Genomic DNA, 16,023 nt, shown 5'->3' on the forward strand with positions numbered 1-16,023 from the left:
GGCGCGGCTAACCCGCCGATGCCTCGTGGAGCTCGACCGGGTTGCCGTCCGGATCTTCGATCTGGATCTGCGCGCCCCCCACGCCGCGTTCGATGTCGTTTCGGAAGGGTGTCTCGGCCGCACGGAGTCGATCGATGAGCGCGGCGAAGTCGTCGACGTAGAGGACGACGCGGTTCCAACCGCCGGCGACCTGAGCGCGGCCGTCGGGCATCGGGCGCGCGCCGGAGCTGCCGGGTCCGCTCAGGAGCAAGCGCAGGTCGCCGCGCGAAACCGCCGCGAACTCCGTGCCGGACTGCATGTCGAGCGCGAAGCCGAGCCGCTCGGTGTAGAAGAGAACGGCGCGATCGACGTCCGTGACCTGGTAGCGGACGACTGCCCAGGTGGCACTCGGGCCTCCCGCGGCCGAGGTCGATTCCGCCGATGCCTCGTGGAGCTCGACCGGGTTGCCGTCCGGATCGTCGATCTGAATCTGCGCGCCCCCCACGCCGCGTTCGATGTCGTTTCGGAAGGGTGTCCCTGCCGCGCGGAGCCGATCGATGAGCGCGGCGAAGTCGTCGACATAGAGGACGACGCGGTTCCAACCGCCGGCGGCCTGAGCGCGGCCGTCGGGCATCGGGCGCGCGCCGGAGCTGCCGGGTCCGCTCAGGAGCAAGCGCAGGTCGCCGCGCGAGACCGCCGCGAACTCCGTGCCGGACTGCATGTCGAGCGCGAAGCCGAGCCGCTCGGTGTAGAAGAGAACGGCGCGATCGACATCCGTGACTTGGTAACGGACGACCGCCAAGGTGGCATTGGGGACTCCCGTGTCCGGGGTCGGTTCCGTGGTTTGGGACATGCAGCCTCCGAGGGAGAAAATGACCAGGATGAGGATGATCTTGCGGATGATCTTCATGCGCCGATCCTGTCGTCCGCGCGCGCCGCCGTATTGGACAAATTGGAAGCCGCGGGTGGTCCTTCGGCAACCCTCGCGAGAACAGCCGCGGGAGCGCGAGCGGCGGCGGCGCCGGGGTCCGCAACGACCGACGCGCGGCGAGCCCCCCCGCCGCGCGCCTCAGGCGTGGCTGGCCACGGTGAGGCGCTCGCGCTCCGCCCACATGCCGATGATCCGCCGTGGGTGCCCGTCGGCGCGGCAGTTCGCGAACCCTCGAATCTGAACGATGGCCCGCGCGCGCGGATCGACCTCGATCGTGAAGCGCCGCACCGGTGCTCCCTCCCCGGCCTGACGGCGCAACGACCAGATGCTCGACACGCCCCGCACGCAGCGATCCTCGTAGCTCGCGACGCAATGCCTGAGCGCGCGCCCCTCGGCGACGAGCTCGCCGCTGCTCAAGAGCTCCGCGATCCGCCACTCGATCGGCCCCTCCCCGGCCTCCGGCCTCGGCGGCTCGACGTAGCGGAAGCCTTGTAGCTTGGACGTCGGCCAGGTCCGGCCGGTGCCACGGCGAACCGCGAGCTCGGCGTGCCAGGCGTCGACGATGCGCAGGAGCGACTGAGGCGTCCGCCCGGCCAGCGAGAAATCGGGATCCGGGGGCCCCTTGATCAAGACCCCCGCGTCGGTCGCGATCTCGGTCGGGCGGACGCACCGCGCATAGAGGAAGTCGATGATGGTCGTGACGCGGATCGGGCCGAGGGCGTCCCAGTAGCGAGCAAAGAAGCGCAAGGCCTGGCGCCACAGGTCCCCGTGGCCGAGATCGGCGGCGAGGTCCGTCGTCAGAATGGTGTCGACGAGCTCCGGCGGGCCGTCGAGGCCGAGGATCTCCGCGCGCCGCATCGCCGCCTGGAGCGGGAGGTGCGGCGGCGAGGTCAAAAGGATGTGCTCCATGCGGCGGGTCATCCGCACCGGCAGCCCGGAGATCTCGCGGAACGGGCGGCCGTTCGCGTGCTCGATGAACCAGCGCTGCGGCTCCGGGTCGTCGGCGAGCCACACGGAGACGAAGCCGCACGGGACGACGTAGCGGCCGACGACGTGCTGCGCGAGCGAGTGAATCAGGTCGTTCACGCCGGCATCGCCGCCCGCCCAGGTGGCCGCCGAGGCGACGTGCGCCGCGTTGTGGCGCGCGAGGTTCCTGAGCGCCCGGACGGCCGCGGCGCGCGACGCGTGGTCGCGGCCGGCGCACAGCAGCGTCGAGCGCTCGCGGGCGTGACCGAGCAAAGAGGCGAAGGCGGAGCGCGCCGCGAGGTCGCCCGCGAGGTCCGAAAAGGCGTCACTGACGGCGCGATCGACCTCGCGCCGGGCATGGCGATGGAAGCAGGTGGTGTTCGACACGAGCCGTTCTCCTTGCGTGGACCGAGACCTCGGCCACGCCGTGCGGATGGGGAGGCGCCGAACGCCGAGGGCCCTGCATTGGGCCGCTCGCCGCGCACCGGCGCCCGTTCAGCACGCACACGCACGCCGCGCGAGGCCTCGCTCGCCCGGGGGCGAGGGGCAGCTCACACGGCGTGTCGCTCAGGAGAAACGGAAGAAGCGCACATGGTCACTCTGCCGGACGCCGGCGCGAGGGTCAAGCTCGCTCCGCCGCCAAGGCGACTCCACGCATTCGAGCGCCGTTCACAAGAGCGCTTCGAAACAGGCTCTGTATCGCGGCCGCCGTGCGGCGCGCGCGCCAGCTACCAGCACGCCGTGGGGCAGGTCGCGCAGGGCGTCCACGTGAGGTACCGCCTCCGCGTCGCGCGCGGGAGCCTGGTCAGCGATCACAGCGCCGAGTGGCGTGCAGGTGATGCGGGTACCGCGTCTCTCGGACGACCGAGGAGGACGGAAGGAGCCGGATCGCAAACAAATCTTTGCAAAGTTTTCTTTGCGATCGTACCATCGAGGGATGGCCCAGCGCACCGTGCCCGACGTCGAGACGCTCAAGGCGGTCGCCCACCCGATCCGCTCGAAGCTGCTCGCGCTGCTGCGCTACGAGGGCCCGGCCACCGCCTCCGAGCTCGGCCGGCGCCTCGACGAGTCGAGCGGCTCGACCAGCTACCACCTGCGCCAGCTCGCCCGGTACGGCTTCGTGGAGGAGGTCTCCCAGCAGCCGAACCGGCGCGACAAGCGCTGGCGCGCGACCCACCGCTTCACCAGCTGGAGCCGGGCCGAGCTCGCCGGCGATCCCGAGGGTCGCCAGATCAGCGACGCGCTGGAGCGCCGCCAGCTCGCCTCCGCCGTCGACGCGTTCCAGCGCTGGTCGGCCGAGCGCGACGCCCTCGACCCCCGGTGGGCCGACGCCGGCGGCGTCTTCGACGACCTGCTGCGGCTCACCCCGTCCCAGCTCACCCGGCTGACCGAGGAGCTGGGCGAGGTCTTCGCCCGCTACCGGTCGTCGCCGCCCGACGCCGGCGACGAGCCGGTCGGCCACGTGCGGGTCTACCAGCAGCTCCTCGCGTTCGCGGAGGTGCCCCTGTGAGGCCGCTCAGCGCACGCCAGGCCGAACGGCGCTACCTCGCGCTGAGCGGGCTGCGCTGGTTCGCCACCGGCCTGGTCTTTCCGGTGATGGTGCTGCTGTACACCGACCGCGGCCTCGACCTGCCCACGGCGGGTCTGCTCGTCGCGCTCTACTCGGGCGCCGTCATCGCGCTGGAGCTGCCCACCGGCGGCCTGGCCGATCAGCTCGGCCGCCGCGGCACCCTGCTGCTGTCCGGCGCGCTGTCCGTGGTCGGCCTGACCGGGTTGGCCTTCGCCCGGACCTGGTGGCAGTTCGCCGCCGTCGCGCTTGTGTCGGCCGCCGCCCGCGCGCTCGGCTCCGGCCCGCTGGAGGCCTGGTACGTCGACACCGCGCGCGCCGCCGACCCCGACACCGTGCTGCGCACCGGCATCTCGCGCGGCTGGGCCGTGGAGGCCCTCGGCCTCGGCCTGGCCGCGACCCTCGGCGGCTGGCTGCCCGGCGTCGCCGACGGCCTGCGTTCGGGCGGGGTGCTGTCGCCGTTCTCGGTGCCGGCGCTGGCCGCCGCCGCGGTGGCCGCCGCCAGCCTGATCGCGCACGCGGCGCTCGTGGTCGAGCCGGGGGGCATCCGGCTGCCGCGGGCCACCGGCGCCGCGGCGATGCTGCGCGACGTGCCGGCCCAGGTCGCTTCCGGGGTGCGGCTTTCGTCCAGCGACCCGGTGGTCCGGCTGCTGATGCTGCGCATGGCCGCGGTCGGCTTCGCCATCGCCGCGCTGGAGCTGCTCACCCCGCTGCAGCTGGCAGAGATGCTGGGCGGCGCCGACCGGGCCGGCCTGGCGTTCGGGGTGCTCGCCACCGCCGCATGGTTGGGCAGCGCCGCGGGCTCGGCGGCCGCCCCCGCGCTCTGCCGGGCCGGCACCCGGGTTGGGCTGGCGTCGCCGCTGTCCACGGCCGCCGCCGGCACCGCCCTCTTCGGGCTGGGGGTCGCGCTGATCGGGCTGGCCGCCGCCGGCCCGGGCGGGCTCGCGCTGGCCGCCGCCGGATACGTGCTGTCCTATGTGAGCGGTGGGGTGCCCGGCCCGCTGACCACCGAGGCGCTGCACGAGCGGGTCGACGCGGCCCGGCGCGCCACGCTGATCTCCGTCGGATCGCTCGCGCTCCAGCTCGGCTGTCTGGTCGGCAGCGTCGCGGTGGCCCGGGTGGCGGCGTGGGCCGGCTACCCGTACGGCTGGGCGGCCGCCGCCGGAGCGCTGCTTGTCGCGGCCGCGCTCACCGTGCGCGCCGCCGCGCGCGCGCGGGGCTCGCAGGCCGCGCCGGCGCGATCCGCAACGGAGGGTTCCCCTGCCCACCAGCTCAGCTGATCGCGCATTCGGGCAACACGGACGCTCGTCGGCAGATCGGGTCGTTGGCGCGCCGCGCTTCGTGGGCGCTCCGCCGCGCTAACCGCCCCGATGGCGGTGGTAGTGAGCGGCCACCTTCATCCGGTTGCCGCACAGCTCCATGCTGCACCAGCGCCGGGCGTGGTTCCTCGACGTGTCGTGAAAATAGAGGACGCAATCCGGGTTCCCGCAGCGCTTCACGAGCTCCGGATCCACATCGCAAAGGAGCCCCGCAGCCGCCTCGGCGATGGGGCCGAGGAGCTGCGCCGGCGCGTCGATCCGCGCATGGCCCCGGCGCTCGAACCCGGCGCGCGCCCGCACGACCTCCGTGGTCCCCGCGTCGAGGCGCAGGGCCCGGTTGAGCACGTCGAGCGCGTCCTCTGCCGCCGCTCCGCGCTCGCGCGGCCGCTCGATCAGCGCGCGCAGCGCCGCCCGGAGCCGATGCGCCTGTGCGACGGCGCTCGCCCCCTCGCTCGACCCTTCCCAGCGATCGAGGACGCCCGCCGCGGTCGCGCCGTCGAGGAAGCCCGCCTCCCTGGACCAGTCGACGAGGCCGCGCAAATCCGGGAGCAGCTCCACCCGGCCGCCGCGCTGCACCGGCTCGGTGTTGAGAAAATCGAGCGCCCGATGATGGCCGACCCAGAGGAAACGCGACGCGCTGCTAACCATCGATCACCCACTTGACTGGTTAGCACGCCTGCTACATAACCGTCAAAAGTCGAATACGGAGGTTAGCATGAGCCGCGAGGAGAACGTGGACGTGGGCCCTGGGCGATCGGCGGCGCGAGCTCGGGAGGTCGAGCCGGCGAGATCCGTGGACGCGCCCGCCGCGAACGGCGCGGCCGGTGCCAAGGGGGCCGCGGCTGGGCGGCGCTCCGGGCTCGCGCGGCTCGGCCGGGCCGCGGGCGGGCTGGCCTCCGCCGCGCTCGTCGCCGCGCTCGCGGGGTGCGCCGGTCCGTCGCTCGCGCCGAGCCGCCACGCCGGCACCCCAGCCGACGCGCCGGCAGGCGACCGGACCCCGGCGGCAGCGCCCGAGGCGGTCTGGCCGGAGAAGACGTTTTATCGCACCGTCGAGGTGCGAGGCCGCAGGATCTTCTACCGCGAAGCCGGACGCCCCGACCGCCCCGCGCTGCTCCTGCTCCACGGCTTCCCGTCGTCATCCCACGAATACCGAGAGCTGCTCTCCCTCCTCTCGGGCCGATATCGCGTCGTGGCGCCGGACTACCTGGGATCGGGCTACAGCGATCGCCCTTCCCCCTCCGAGGTCACGTACACGTTCGACCTCCTCGCGGAGCACATCACCGGCTTCACCGAGGCGCTCGGGCTCACGCGGTACGCAATCTACATGCACGACTTCGGCGGGCCGGTCGGGTTCCGTGTCGCGCTCGCCCACCCCGAGCGGCTGCGCGGGCTCATCGTGCAGAACGCCAACGCGTACGTCGAAGGCCTGTCCGAGGCGCTGCGGGTGGGCATTCGGCACGCCCACGACGACCGGTCCCCGGCGAGCGCCGCCGCGGTCGCCCAGCTCGTCAGCGCCGAGGGGGTCAAGCAGGAGCAGTATCTCCGGCATGTGCCGGTGGCGCACCGCGATCGCGTGAGCCCCGACGCCTGGACCCACGACCTCGCCTTCCTGGCCACCCCGGAGGAGCGCGCGGTCCAGGTCCAGCTCATCCAGGACTACCAGACCAACGTCGATCGCTATCCGTCGTGGCAGGCGTTCCTGCGCGCCCGGAAGCCGCCTACCCTCATCGTGTGGGGGCGCAACGACGCGGACTTCATCAGCGCCGGCGCGAAGGCGTATCTCCGCGATCTCCCCGACGCGGAGCTCCACTTGCTCGACGCGGGGCACTTCGCCGTGGAGGAGCGGCCGGTCGAGATCGCCCAGCACATCGCGCGCTTCATGGAGCGGCTCCCCCGCTGAGCCCGAGCGGCATCGCGCCGCCCGCTCCAGGGACGAGCCCAGGCGACGCGAGCTACCGCGGGACCGGCGGGGCCACGACGTCGTTGATGCTCTCGACGTTGCCGCCGGCGGGGTAGCCGTACGACGCGTAGAAGTCCGTTCCCCAGACGGTGACGCCGAAGGCGCCCGCGCTGCGCGCCTCGTGGAGGCTCGTCTCGCACGCGGGGCTCGCGCCCACGAAGCCGCGGCTCAGATCGACGTGCGCCACCTCGAACGCGCCCGCGGTCCCGACCCGGCGCCACCCGGTCACCGGACCGAGACAGCTCAGCTCCACGTCCGCGAAGCCGTTCGGGCCCTTGACGCGGGTGATCACCAGGCTCGTCGTGGCGTAGGTCGGATCGGTGAAGAACACGTACCGTTCAAGGAACTGCTCGGGCGGCAGCTGGATGACCCACTCCTCGTCCCCGAGCATGCACGGGGTGCCGGCGATCGGGATCTCCGCCACGCACCCGGGGCGCGTCCAGGCGGGGGCGCCGGGCATGTATTGCGTGAGCATGAAGGGGTGACCGCCGTCCTGGGACCGCACCGAGAACAGCGATGTCGCCTCGAACTCGGCGACCTCGCCCGCCTCCAGGGCGGCCGGCGCGCCCGGAGGCGGCGCCGGATCCCACGAGAGCGCCGTGCCGTCGGTCACGCCGAGCAGGCGATAGACGACGCTCTCCGGCTCCTGCGAGGCCAGCCGCGAGACCACGCCGGCGCCGACGTACTCGCTGCCAAGGGCGCGGATCGGCGCGATCTGCTGGTGGGCCGCGTCCTGACCGCCGCCGGCCGGGGAGGTGTCGGTGGCCACCTGCAGGTAGGTGTTGCCGGTCCACACGCCGATGGGCTTGTTCGACTGGAGCACGGCGCCGCTCGGGTCGGCGCCCATCCATTGCACCACGTCGCCGGCGCCGAGCGTCACCTGCGTGGCGGCGTCGGCCGGCGCGCCCGGGGCCCCGCCGCCGCCGGGGAGGCTCGACGGGGGCACGAGATCCACCGTGGTGTCGTCCTCGGCGGCGACGAGCATCATCCACGGCACGCCGAGGCCGTACGCGTGCGGCGCCAGGGCGACGTAGTTGGTGCCCCACGTGCTGCGCGGGAACAGGAGCGAGGCGCTGGGGAGGAAGCTCATCGCCCCGCCGTACGGCAGGATGTCGTACGCCGACACGGGCGTATCCGACGCGACCTGGAACGCGGCGCCGGTGCCGCTGTTGTGCACCGCGACGTCGGCCAGGACGGCGGGAGCCCGCGGGCACTCGAGCGATCCGAAGGCGCTCGCCGCGCCCGGCCGGTGCGAGAGGAACAGCACCGCCACCTCGCCCGGCGGGATGCCGTTTTCGGGCAAGCGCGTGTACGTGGTGCTCGGGCCGATGCCGCTCGGGAGGTAGGTGAACTCGGCCGCGTCGAGCGCCTCGCCGCCGTAGGCGACGCGGATCCTGGCGTGGCGGGGCCAGGTGTTCGCGAGGAAGACCGCATGGCACGCGCCGCTGTAACTGGAGGCGTCGAGCTCGTTCTGGAAGAACGGCGGCGACGGCGCGAGGTAATCGCACCCGATGGATCCGCCCGCCTTCTCCGCGGCCTCGCACGCGGGGACGCACCGCCCCTGGAAGCACCCCAGCTCGGGCGGGCACACCGCGACGACGTTCCCCTCGTCGTCCACGACGCCTCTCATGTCCGCGGAGCATCCGCTCCCCGTCCAGCCGCCGGTGACGTCGCCGAAATCCAGGTCGCCGCCGTCGCCCGTCCCGTCCGCCCCGCCCGCGCCCGACCCTCTCGGTGGGCCGAGGGGTGGGTCCGCCGTCGGGGTGCAGGCAGCGGCGACAAGGGACGAGGCCAATCCCGCCCAAAGAAGATAAGTGGTCGAGAACCTCACCTCCCGAAGTCATCGTGTCGCCGCGGGACTGTCAAGCGCGGTCCGCCCGAGATGCTCGACGTGGGCTGGAACGAGCCGCCTTTCCTGCAATTCAGGCCGGGCAGCGCCGAGCGCCTCACGACGCCCGAGCCCCGATGCGCGGGCGCTCCCCTCCCGGCCTGCGGGACAGGACGGCTCAGAAGCGACCGACGAGCCGCGGAGATCCGTCGTCGGCCCTCGCCTGCCCGGAGACGGAGACGACCATCGCGGTCGCGACAGCGAGCGACCATCGTTTCCGCGACCGTCGATTCGACCCCTCAGCCCGTCCTCGCTCGCGCTCTCTCATGCTCCATCACCTCGCGCCAGGAGTGCCCGACCTGCGATCGTACACGAGGAGGGGTGGGCCGCGGCGCCGACCTTCGCGCGGGCACACCGCAGCGCAGGTGTGCGCGCCCGCGTACACGCGCTCGCCGTCGCCCGCGCCGCGACGCTGGACAAGCAGGAGAACGTTCGCTAGATTGCCCGGCGATGTCTGTCGTACCCGCGCGCGCCCTTCGCCCCTGCCTAGGCCTACGGCCTCGGGGGCTCTGCGCGCGCTGCTGACGACGTCCATCTTCGCAGCTTGACCCCCGTCGGTTCCTTGTCCCGGTGGGGGTCCTCGCATCGTCGTCGCGACGACTCCCATCTTCAGCTTTCAGGGAGTCCTGTCATGTCCACGATGCCCATCCACAAGTACAAGCCGTTTCAGCCCATCCATCTGCCCGATCGGCGCTGGCCCAGCCGCGTGATCGAGAGCGCGCCGCGCTGGTGCAGCGTGGACCTGCGCGACGGCAACCAGGCCCTCGTCGAGCCGATGGGCCCCGAGCGCAAGCTCCGCATGTGGCACGAGCTCCTGCGGATGGGGTTCAAGGAGATCGAGGTCGGCTTCCCCAGCGCGTCGCAGCCCGACTTCGACTTCGTGCGCCGGATCATCGACGAGCGGCTCATCCCGGACGACGTGACCATCCAGGTGCTGACGCAGGCGCGCGCCGAGCTGATCGAGCGGACCTTCGAGGCGATCCGCGGGGCCCGGCGCGCCGTCGTGCACCTCTACAACTCCACCTCCACGCTCCAGCGGCGCGTGGTGTTCGGCCTGGACCGCGCGGGCATCGTCGACATCGCCGTGCGCGGGGCGAGGCTCGTGAAGGAGCTCGCCGCGCGCATGCCCGAGACCGAGGTCGTGCTCGAGTACTCGCCCGAGAGCTTCACGGGGACAGAGCTCGATTTCGCCAAGGAGATCTGCGAGGCCGTGATGGACGTGTGGCAGCCCAGCCCGTCACGGAAGATCATCCTGAACCTGCCGGCCACCGTGGAGATGGCCACGCCGAACGTCTACGCGGATCAGATCGAGTGGATGCACCGGAACCTGAAGCAGCGCGACTGCATCGCGCTGAGCGTGCACCCGCACAACGACCGCGGGACCGCGGTGGCCGCGGCGGAGCTCGCCGTCATGGCCGGCGCCGACCGCGTCGAGGGCACGCTGTTCGGGAACGGCGAGCGCACCGGGAACGTGGATCTCGTCACGCTGGCGCTCAACCTGTTCTCCCAGGGGGTCGATCCGGAGCTCGAGCTCCACGACGTCCAGGCGATCAAGGAGACGGCGGAGCACTGCAATCGACTGCCGGTCCACCCGCGCCACCCCTACGTCGGAGAGCTCGTGTACACCGCCTTCTCGGGCTCGCACCAGGACGCGATCAAGAAGGGGTTCAAGGCGCTGCGCGAGCGCGGGGGCGCGGCGTGGGAGGTGCCATATCTCCCCATCGATCCGCAGGACGTGGGGCGCAGCTACGAGGCGGTGATCCGCGTGAACAGCCAGTCGGGCAAGAGCGGCGTGGCCTACCTGCTCGAGCACGAGTACGGCTATGCGGTGCCGAAGGATCTCGCGATCGAGCTGAGCCAGGCGGTGCAGCGCAGGGCGGAGCGGACCGAGGGCGAGGTGCAGAAGGCCGAGATCCTCGCGATCTTCGAGCGCGAGTACGTGAACCGCGGCGGGCCGGTGCGCGTCGTCGGGCACAGGACGAGCGGCCAGGGCGCGGCGGAACGACACGAGTTCCAGGTGCAGATACGCGGGGTCCCCCACGCGCTCTGCGCCGCGGGCCAGAGCCCCGCCCAGGCCTTCGCGAGCGCGCTCTCGCGCCACGCGGGGATCGCGGTCGCGATAGAAGAGCACGCGGCGCACGCGATCGACCGGAGCGCAAGCGCCGGGTCCGCGGCGTACGTGGCCCTCTCGATCGGGCGCAAGCGCAGCTTCGGGGCGGGGACGCACCCGGACGCCGTCATGGCGTCGCTCGCGGCGGTCGCCTCCGCGTGGAACCGCGCGCGGCCGGCGGAGCCGGCGCGGCTCACACTCTCGGCCGAGTGAGCGGGCGCGGTCGGCGCCTCTTCGTGAGGCGGAGCGCGCTGGGCCTTCGCGCTCCGCCGATCGAGCGGGCGAGGTCGCCTGCCGGACACGAGGCGAGCCGCCGGATCGCCCGGTCACGGCGCAGGCCGGGCGCCCCGGGCCACCGCGCCGCGCTGGCGGCGCGCCCGCGCGGGCGCTCACGCCGTCTCGGGCAAAGGCGCGAGCTCGGCGAGGAGCCGCTCCAGCATCGCCTGGGCCACCGGCTTCGTCAGGTGCGCGTCGAACCCCGCCGCGCGGGCGAGCTTCCGATCGTCGTCCTGGGCATAGCCGGTGAGCGCGACGAGGAGCGTCTTTCTCATGGCGCTCTCGGCGCGCAGGAGCCGCGCCACGCCATAGCCGTTCGTCGCCCCAGGGAGGCCGATATCGCAGAGGATCACGTCCGGCGGCGCCATGCGCGCGGCGGCCACGCCGTCGTCGCCGCTGTGCGCCACCGAGACGGCGTGGCCGCGGCGCTCGAGCAGCATGCGCAGGCTGTCGGCCGCATCGACGTTGTCCTCGATGATCAGGATGCGCCGCGAGCTCGCGCTCGCCGCCGCGCGCCGCGCGTCCGCTGCGCGCCGCGCGTCCGCCGCGCGCGGGGCGGCCGCGCAGAGCGGCAGCGTGATCGTGATCGCCGCGCCCCGGCCGAGGCCGGCGCTCGCGGCGCGCACGCTGCCGCCGTGGAGCTCGACCACCCCCTTGACCAGCGCGAGCCCGAGCCCGAGGCCCCCGCGGCTGCGGGCGACGCTCTGGTCGGCCTGGGCGAACGGCTCGAAGATCCGCTCCAGGACGGCCGGTTCCATGCCGATGCCGGTGTCCGCGACCTCGACGGAGACGGCCCCGCGCGCGGGATGGGGCGGCGCGATCGAGAGCCGGACGGAGCCGCCGTCGTCCGTGAACTTGTTCGCGTTCTGGAGCAGGTTCCCGATCGCCTGGGCGAGGCGGGTCGGGTCGGCCTGCAGCCACACCGGCGCGGGCGGCAGCGCGAGCTCGAAGCGCACGCCGCGCGCGTCGAGCAGCGATCGGTAATCGAGCGCCGTCGCGCGGGTGAGCTCGACCAGATCGACGCGCTCGAGGGACAGCGTGATCTTGCCCCGAGAGATGCGCGAGATGTCGAGCAGATCGTCGACCAGCCGGGCCATGTGCCCGATCTGGCGATCCATGATGGTGCGCGCGCGCTCGACGATCGGCGTCGACGGGCCCGCCGCCTTGATCAGCTCGACGGCGTTCAAGAGGGGCGCGAGCGGGTTGCGCAGCTCGTGGGCGAGCATCGCCAGGAAATCGTCCTTGCGCCGATCCGCCTCCCGGAGCGCCTCCTGGGTCTGCCGGAGCTCGGCCACGAGGGCCGTGAGCTCCCGCTCGCGCGCGCGCAGCGCCTCCTCGGAGGCCCGGCGGTGCGCGATCTCCTGCTCGGCGACCTCGTGCCAGCGCACCCGCTCGACCGCGAGCGCGCATTGCTGGGCAATGGAGAGGACAAATGCGTAATCGTCGTCGTCGAACGCGCGCGAGGCGGGAAAGCAGAACCCGAGCGAGCCGACCGTCCTCGACTCGAGGACGAGCGGGAACGCGGCCACGGCGCCCCCGTGCTCCACGCCGTGGACGCGGGCGAGGACCGGATAGCGCGCGTTCCGCTCCTCGCGCGTGGGCACGATGACAGGCGCGCCCGTGCGCGCCGCCTCGGCCACCGGCACGGGAGAATCGACCGGATACTCGGCCCACGCCGCCTCGGTGTCGACCGGGACCCCCTTGAAGCCGAGGTTGCGGAGCGAGGCGCCGTCGGCGGACAGGATCGCGACGACGCCCACCTCGGCGTCGAGCGCGGGCATGCCTTGATCGATGATGGTGCTCGCGATCTCGGTCAGGGTGCGGGCCCCCGCGAGCGCCGCGGTGATGCGCTGCAAGCGCAGGAGCCGCTCGACCACCCGCTCGTGGCGGGGCAGGGCCGCCTCGGCGACGGACCCAGCGGAGGTGGGCTGTCCATCGAAGGATTGCATGGAGGCTCCGGGCGCCGACGAGCGTAGCGCAGGCCGGACCGCAAGCACGCCGCTCCGGTCGGCGCCGCGCACGAAAAAGGATCTGCGGCGCGCTGCCCCCGGCGACGCACGCGGCGCGGTCCGCCCGGCACGCCGGCGTTGCCCAGCAGCGCGCGATTCGGCACGGCGAAATCCGCGCGCGAGGATTTTCCACCGCACGAACGGCAAGGCGGACGCCAGCGCCGCGCCGGAGCTCGTTCGCTAGAGCGACAGCAAATAGGACGCCACCACCGCCGCCCGCTCGCTTTTTCGCTCGTCGAGGAATGCGCCGACCTCCTCGGCGAGGCCGGCGCGCTGCCCGTGCTCGCCGAGCGCGCGGAGACGGGCGTTCACCACCTCGCCCATGGGTGCGTCGCTCACGCGCTGCTGCGCCTCCGCCGCGCGGACCGATTCCATCCACCCGCGCAAAATCGCGCGTGCCACCTCCGGCCGCGCCTCCGGGCCGCCGGACGCGTGCAGGACGACCACACGCTCGAACGCGGGCTGGAGCAGGCGCCACCGCGCGGCGGCCGGCCCGCCGGGCGGGACCGGCGCGAGGGCCTGCGTCTCGAGCCATGCGCGCAGGTCCGCGTGGCGGTCGATCCAGCCGAGGCTCCGCGCGAGCGCGCGCGCGGCCTCCGCGGTCACGGACGCCGCGTCGAGGGGCGTCGCGAGCGCGGGGCGCGGCTCGTCGCCGCGCGTGTCGGGCGCGCCGATCTGCGCGGGCGTCGCGGACAGCAGCCGGAGCAGGAGCTTCACCCGCCGCGCCTCGTCCACGCCATCGAGGCGGAGCGCCACGCGCATCCGGCAGAGGGCCTCGGCGCTCAGGCGGACGCGCTCGCCGTCGAAGACGGGGGCGACGAGCGCGTCGAAGCGCCGGGACGCCTCGTCCGGCGGGAGCCACAGCCCGAGCTCCTCGAGCACGCGGCACCGCGACGGGTTGAAGCGCAGCGTCGCGAGCTCGCCGTCGAGGTCGCGCACGCGCGCGAGCGCGTCGGCCGCCGCGACCTTCCCGCCCGCAGGCTCGGCGTCGAGCCAGTCCCCGAAGACCCGGAAGCGGTCCCGCCGGGGCGGCGGGAGGTCGACCGGCGCAGGCGATCGCCGCGGGACCTCGAGGTCGTGGAGCGCCCCGCGCGCCACCTCGGCCAGGTCCCGGGCCGCCCCGGCGATCCCGCGCGTGAGCGGGAGCTCGCCGCGCGCTGCGACGACGCGGTCGACGAGCGCCCTGGCCTCGGGCCCGACGCCGAAGCGCGCTCCGTAGGCCCCCACGTCGGCGAGCCGGCGGATCGCGAGCTCCAGCGAGACCGGGTCCGCCGGGCCTTCCAGGCGCCGCGCGAGGTCGGGCAGCCAGGCGCGCAGCAGCGACGGCCCCGCGCCGCCCTGCGCGCGCGCCGGATCGCCCCGCGCCGCCTCCAGGAACAGCGCGGCCGCGGCGCCGTGGAGGAGGAGCTGCTCGCGCGCGTCGCCGCCGTCGCGGAGCCGGTCGAGCAGGAGCTGGCGGGCCTCCGGGTCGTGGTTCATGAGCCACGGCGCGGGGAGGCTCGCCAGGGCGAGCGACCTGACGAGCGATCGCGGCGGCGCCGGCCCCGGCTCCGCCGGGCCGAGCTCGTACGCGGTGATGCGCTCCTCGCTGCGCGTGACGAGCGGCAGGAGGGCGCGGGGGTCGCGCGCGGTGCGGAGGCGGGCGACGAGGAGGCGCGAGAACACGAGGAGATCGCCGCGGAGGGCGGCCGCGCTCTCGTCCGCGAGCTCGTCGCTGCAGCGGGGCGCGCGGGTGAGGCCGCTCGTGTCCGGGAAGAGCCCCGGGATGGCCTCGAGGATGCGGGCGCGGACCAGCGGAGAGCGGGCCCGCTCGGCCCGCTCCCGCTCGCGCCGCATCAGCGCGAGCATCTCGTCCGCCGCCGGCCGCCCCACCCTCGGCGCGGGGCCGGTGAGGCAGCGGGGCGCGCCGGCGGTCGAGCTCGCCGTGCACGAGCACAGCGAGAGGGCAAGGGCGGCGAGCGGGGCGAGGCGTCTCACGACGGCCGTTGTACCAGCAGCGAGGCGGTCCTGCGCCCTGCGCTCGTCCTGGCGGGCATCGCCCGCAGCGCGGGTGTCCGTTTTCGCGTCGGCGCGCCGAAAGTCGGAGAGGTGGTGCAGCTCCAGGGTGACCGCCTCGTCCTCGCGGGTCGGCGTCGGGTCGGCGCTCGGGTGGTGATGGGCCAGCGCGAAGCGGAAGGCGCCTTGCGAGATCAAGGCCAGCCTCGGGCGAAGCCCCGTATTACCCCGGAAGCCCGACATCGACGGCGCGGAGGTGCTCCTCCGCAGTGGAAACCTACCCGCCGGCCTAGACCCCGAGACCGTGCGGCCATGCGCCGCGGCGCCGCGCTTGCGAGCACCGTCTTTTCGCCGAGCGCGCGGTGGTGTACTACTGGCTGCACGAGGTAGACATGGGCTTCTGGGACTCCGTACGTACGACCGTGGATCGGGTGACCGGCTCGGCAGCGAACGTCTCGTTGGAGATGGAACCTCAGTTTGCTGTCCCCGGTCAGACCATCGCGGTCCATATCACCATCAAGAACGGCCCTGCGGCGCTCGATGTGCGCGCAGTGTTGCTCGAGGTCAAATCAGTCGAGGAGATCGACCTGCCGCGAAATGCTAGCTGGGCCAACGTGCTCGCAGACGCCGCGGCGAAGTCCCGGCCCCATCCGCAGGCCCGAACAACCCCGCAGGTGACTCAACATTCGGAGACAACGTTCGAGGCCAAAGTCACCGTGGCACCAGGGATGATCCTGTCACCGGGGGAAGAGCGCAAGTTCAAGGGCACCTTTCGACTGCCGCCCGGCGTTCAGCCGAGTTACCAGGGCAAGTACGCGAAGCACGGTTGGCGACTGCGCGCGCGCCTCGACGTGCTCGGCGTCGACCCGAGCACCGGGTGGCTGTCGTTTCGCGTCGGGGCGCCGAGCTGACGACTGGCCGCCCGATGAACGACGCTCCAGCTACGCCGCGCCAGAACTCGCGCAGCCACGGCTGAGTTCCAGGTCGTTAGGCGCACACCCGGGCTCCCGGGAGAGGAGAGGC

Annotated in this window: 11 protein-coding genes; 5 read left to right on the forward strand and 6 right to left on the reverse strand. The window is 73.4% G+C overall.

The window, feature by feature from the left end; translation table 11 throughout:
• Positions 1 to 7: 7 nt before the first annotated feature.
• Together WMF20_RS28480 and WMF20_RS28485 are read right to left on the reverse strand one after the other, a co-directional pair.
• Complete coding sequence (locus tag WMF20_RS28480; protein WP_437605077.1) at positions 8 to 889, reverse strand: VOC family protein; 882 nt, start codon at positions 887 to 889, stop codon at positions 8 to 10.
• 159 nt (positions 890 to 1,048) lie between these two features.
• On the reverse strand, positions 1,049 to 2,263 hold the full coding sequence (locus WMF20_RS28485; RefSeq protein WP_437605078.1) for a PcfJ domain-containing protein: 1,215 nt from the start codon (positions 2,261 to 2,263) through the stop codon (positions 1,049 to 1,051).
• 550 nt (positions 2,264 to 2,813) lie between these two features.
• Here WMF20_RS28485 and WMF20_RS28490 point away from each other — a divergent pair.
• Together WMF20_RS28490 and WMF20_RS28495 are read left to right on the forward strand one after the other, a co-directional pair.
• On the forward strand, positions 2,814 to 3,386 hold the full coding sequence (locus WMF20_RS28490; protein WP_437605079.1) for an ArsR/SmtB family transcription factor: 573 nt from the start codon (positions 2,814 to 2,816) through the stop codon (positions 3,384 to 3,386).
• Positions 3,383 to 4,723, forward strand: coding sequence for an MFS transporter (locus tag WMF20_RS28495; protein WP_437605080.1), 1,341 nt, complete (start codon positions 3,383 to 3,385; stop codon positions 4,721 to 4,723). The genes WMF20_RS28490 and WMF20_RS28495 overlap by 4 nt, the downstream gene beginning before the upstream one ends.
• 78 nt (positions 4,724 to 4,801) lie before the next feature.
• Here the strand turns inward: WMF20_RS28495 and WMF20_RS28500 are convergent, their stop codons facing one another.
• Complete coding sequence (locus WMF20_RS28500; protein WP_437605081.1) at positions 4,802 to 5,410, reverse strand: CGNR zinc finger domain-containing protein; 609 nt, start codon at positions 5,408 to 5,410, stop codon at positions 4,802 to 4,804.
• Between the two features lie 67 nt (positions 5,411 to 5,477).
• On the opposite strand from WMF20_RS28500, the gene WMF20_RS28505 reads away from it, so the two are divergent.
• Positions 5,478 to 6,662: an alpha/beta fold hydrolase gene (locus WMF20_RS28505; RefSeq protein ID WP_437605082.1), complete on the forward strand. Its 1,185-nt coding sequence runs from the start codon at positions 5,478 to 5,480 to the stop codon at positions 6,660 to 6,662.
• Between the two features lie 52 nt (positions 6,663 to 6,714).
• On the opposite strand, the gene WMF20_RS28510 is transcribed toward WMF20_RS28505, so the two are convergent.
• Positions 6,715 to 8,352: an IgGFc-binding protein gene (locus WMF20_RS28510; RefSeq protein WP_437605083.1), complete on the reverse strand. Its 1,638-nt coding sequence runs from the start codon at positions 8,350 to 8,352 to the stop codon at positions 6,715 to 6,717.
• A gap of 889 nt (positions 8,353 to 9,241) precedes the next feature.
• On the opposite strand from WMF20_RS28510, the gene leuA reads away from it, so the two are divergent.
• On the forward strand, positions 9,242 to 10,933 hold the full coding sequence (gene leuA, locus WMF20_RS28515; RefSeq protein ID WP_437605084.1) for a 2-isopropylmalate synthase: 1,692 nt from the start codon (positions 9,242 to 9,244) through the stop codon (positions 10,931 to 10,933).
• 176 nt (positions 10,934 to 11,109) lie between these two features.
• Here leuA and WMF20_RS28520 read toward each other — a convergent pair whose 3' ends face one another.
• Complete coding sequence (locus WMF20_RS28520; RefSeq protein WP_437605085.1) at positions 11,110 to 12,945, reverse strand: ATP-binding protein; 1,836 nt, start codon at positions 12,943 to 12,945, stop codon at positions 11,110 to 11,112.
• 240 nt (positions 12,946 to 13,185) lie between these two features.
• Positions 13,186 to 15,198, reverse strand: a complete 2,013-nt coding sequence (locus WMF20_RS28525) for a hypothetical protein (protein ID WP_437605086.1) — start codon at positions 15,196 to 15,198, stop codon at positions 13,186 to 13,188.
• Between the two features lie 194 nt (positions 15,199 to 15,392).
• Between WMF20_RS28525 and WMF20_RS28530 the strand changes: the two genes are divergently transcribed.
• A complete protein-coding gene (locus WMF20_RS28530) occupies positions 15,393 to 15,911 on the forward strand; it encodes a hypothetical protein (protein ID WP_437605087.1) in 519 nt (172 codons plus the stop codon).
• The last annotated feature ends 112 nt before the right edge of the window (positions 15,912 to 16,023 follow it).

The organism is Sorangium sp. So ce834 (assembly GCF_051521425.1).
Lineage (GTDB): Bacteria > Myxococcota_A > Polyangia > Polyangiales > Polyangiaceae > Sorangium > Sorangium cellulosum_D.

What these genes read in the sequence shown, in the direction of transcription:
- WMF20_RS28480 (WP_437605077.1), bottom strand. Translation starts at nt 889, where the DNA reads ATGAAGATCATCCGCAAGATCATCCTCATCCTGGTCATTTTCTCCCTC.
- WMF20_RS28490 (WP_437605079.1), top strand. Translation starts at nt 2,814, where the DNA reads ATGGCCCAGCGCACCGTGCCCGACGTCGAGACGCTCAAGGCGGTCGCC.
- WMF20_RS28500 (WP_437605081.1), bottom strand. Translation starts at nt 5,410, where the DNA reads ATGGTTAGCAGCGCGTCGCGTTTCCTCTGGGTCGGCCATCATCGGGCG.
- WMF20_RS28505 (WP_437605082.1), top strand. Translation starts at nt 5,478, where the DNA reads ATGAGCCGCGAGGAGAACGTGGACGTGGGCCCTGGGCGATCGGCGGCG.
- WMF20_RS28510 (WP_437605083.1), bottom strand. Translation starts at nt 8,352, where the DNA reads ATGAGAGGCGTCGTGGACGACGAGGGGAACGTCGTCGCGGTGTGCCCG.
- leuA (WP_437605084.1), top strand. Translation starts at nt 9,242, where the DNA reads ATGTCCACGATGCCCATCCACAAGTACAAGCCGTTTCAGCCCATCCAT.
- WMF20_RS28520 (WP_437605085.1), bottom strand. Translation starts at nt 12,945, where the DNA reads ATGCAATCCTTCGATGGACAGCCCACCTCCGCTGGGTCCGTCGCCGAG.
- WMF20_RS28530 (WP_437605087.1), top strand. Translation starts at nt 15,393, where the DNA reads ATGGGCTTCTGGGACTCCGTACGTACGACCGTGGATCGGGTGACCGGC.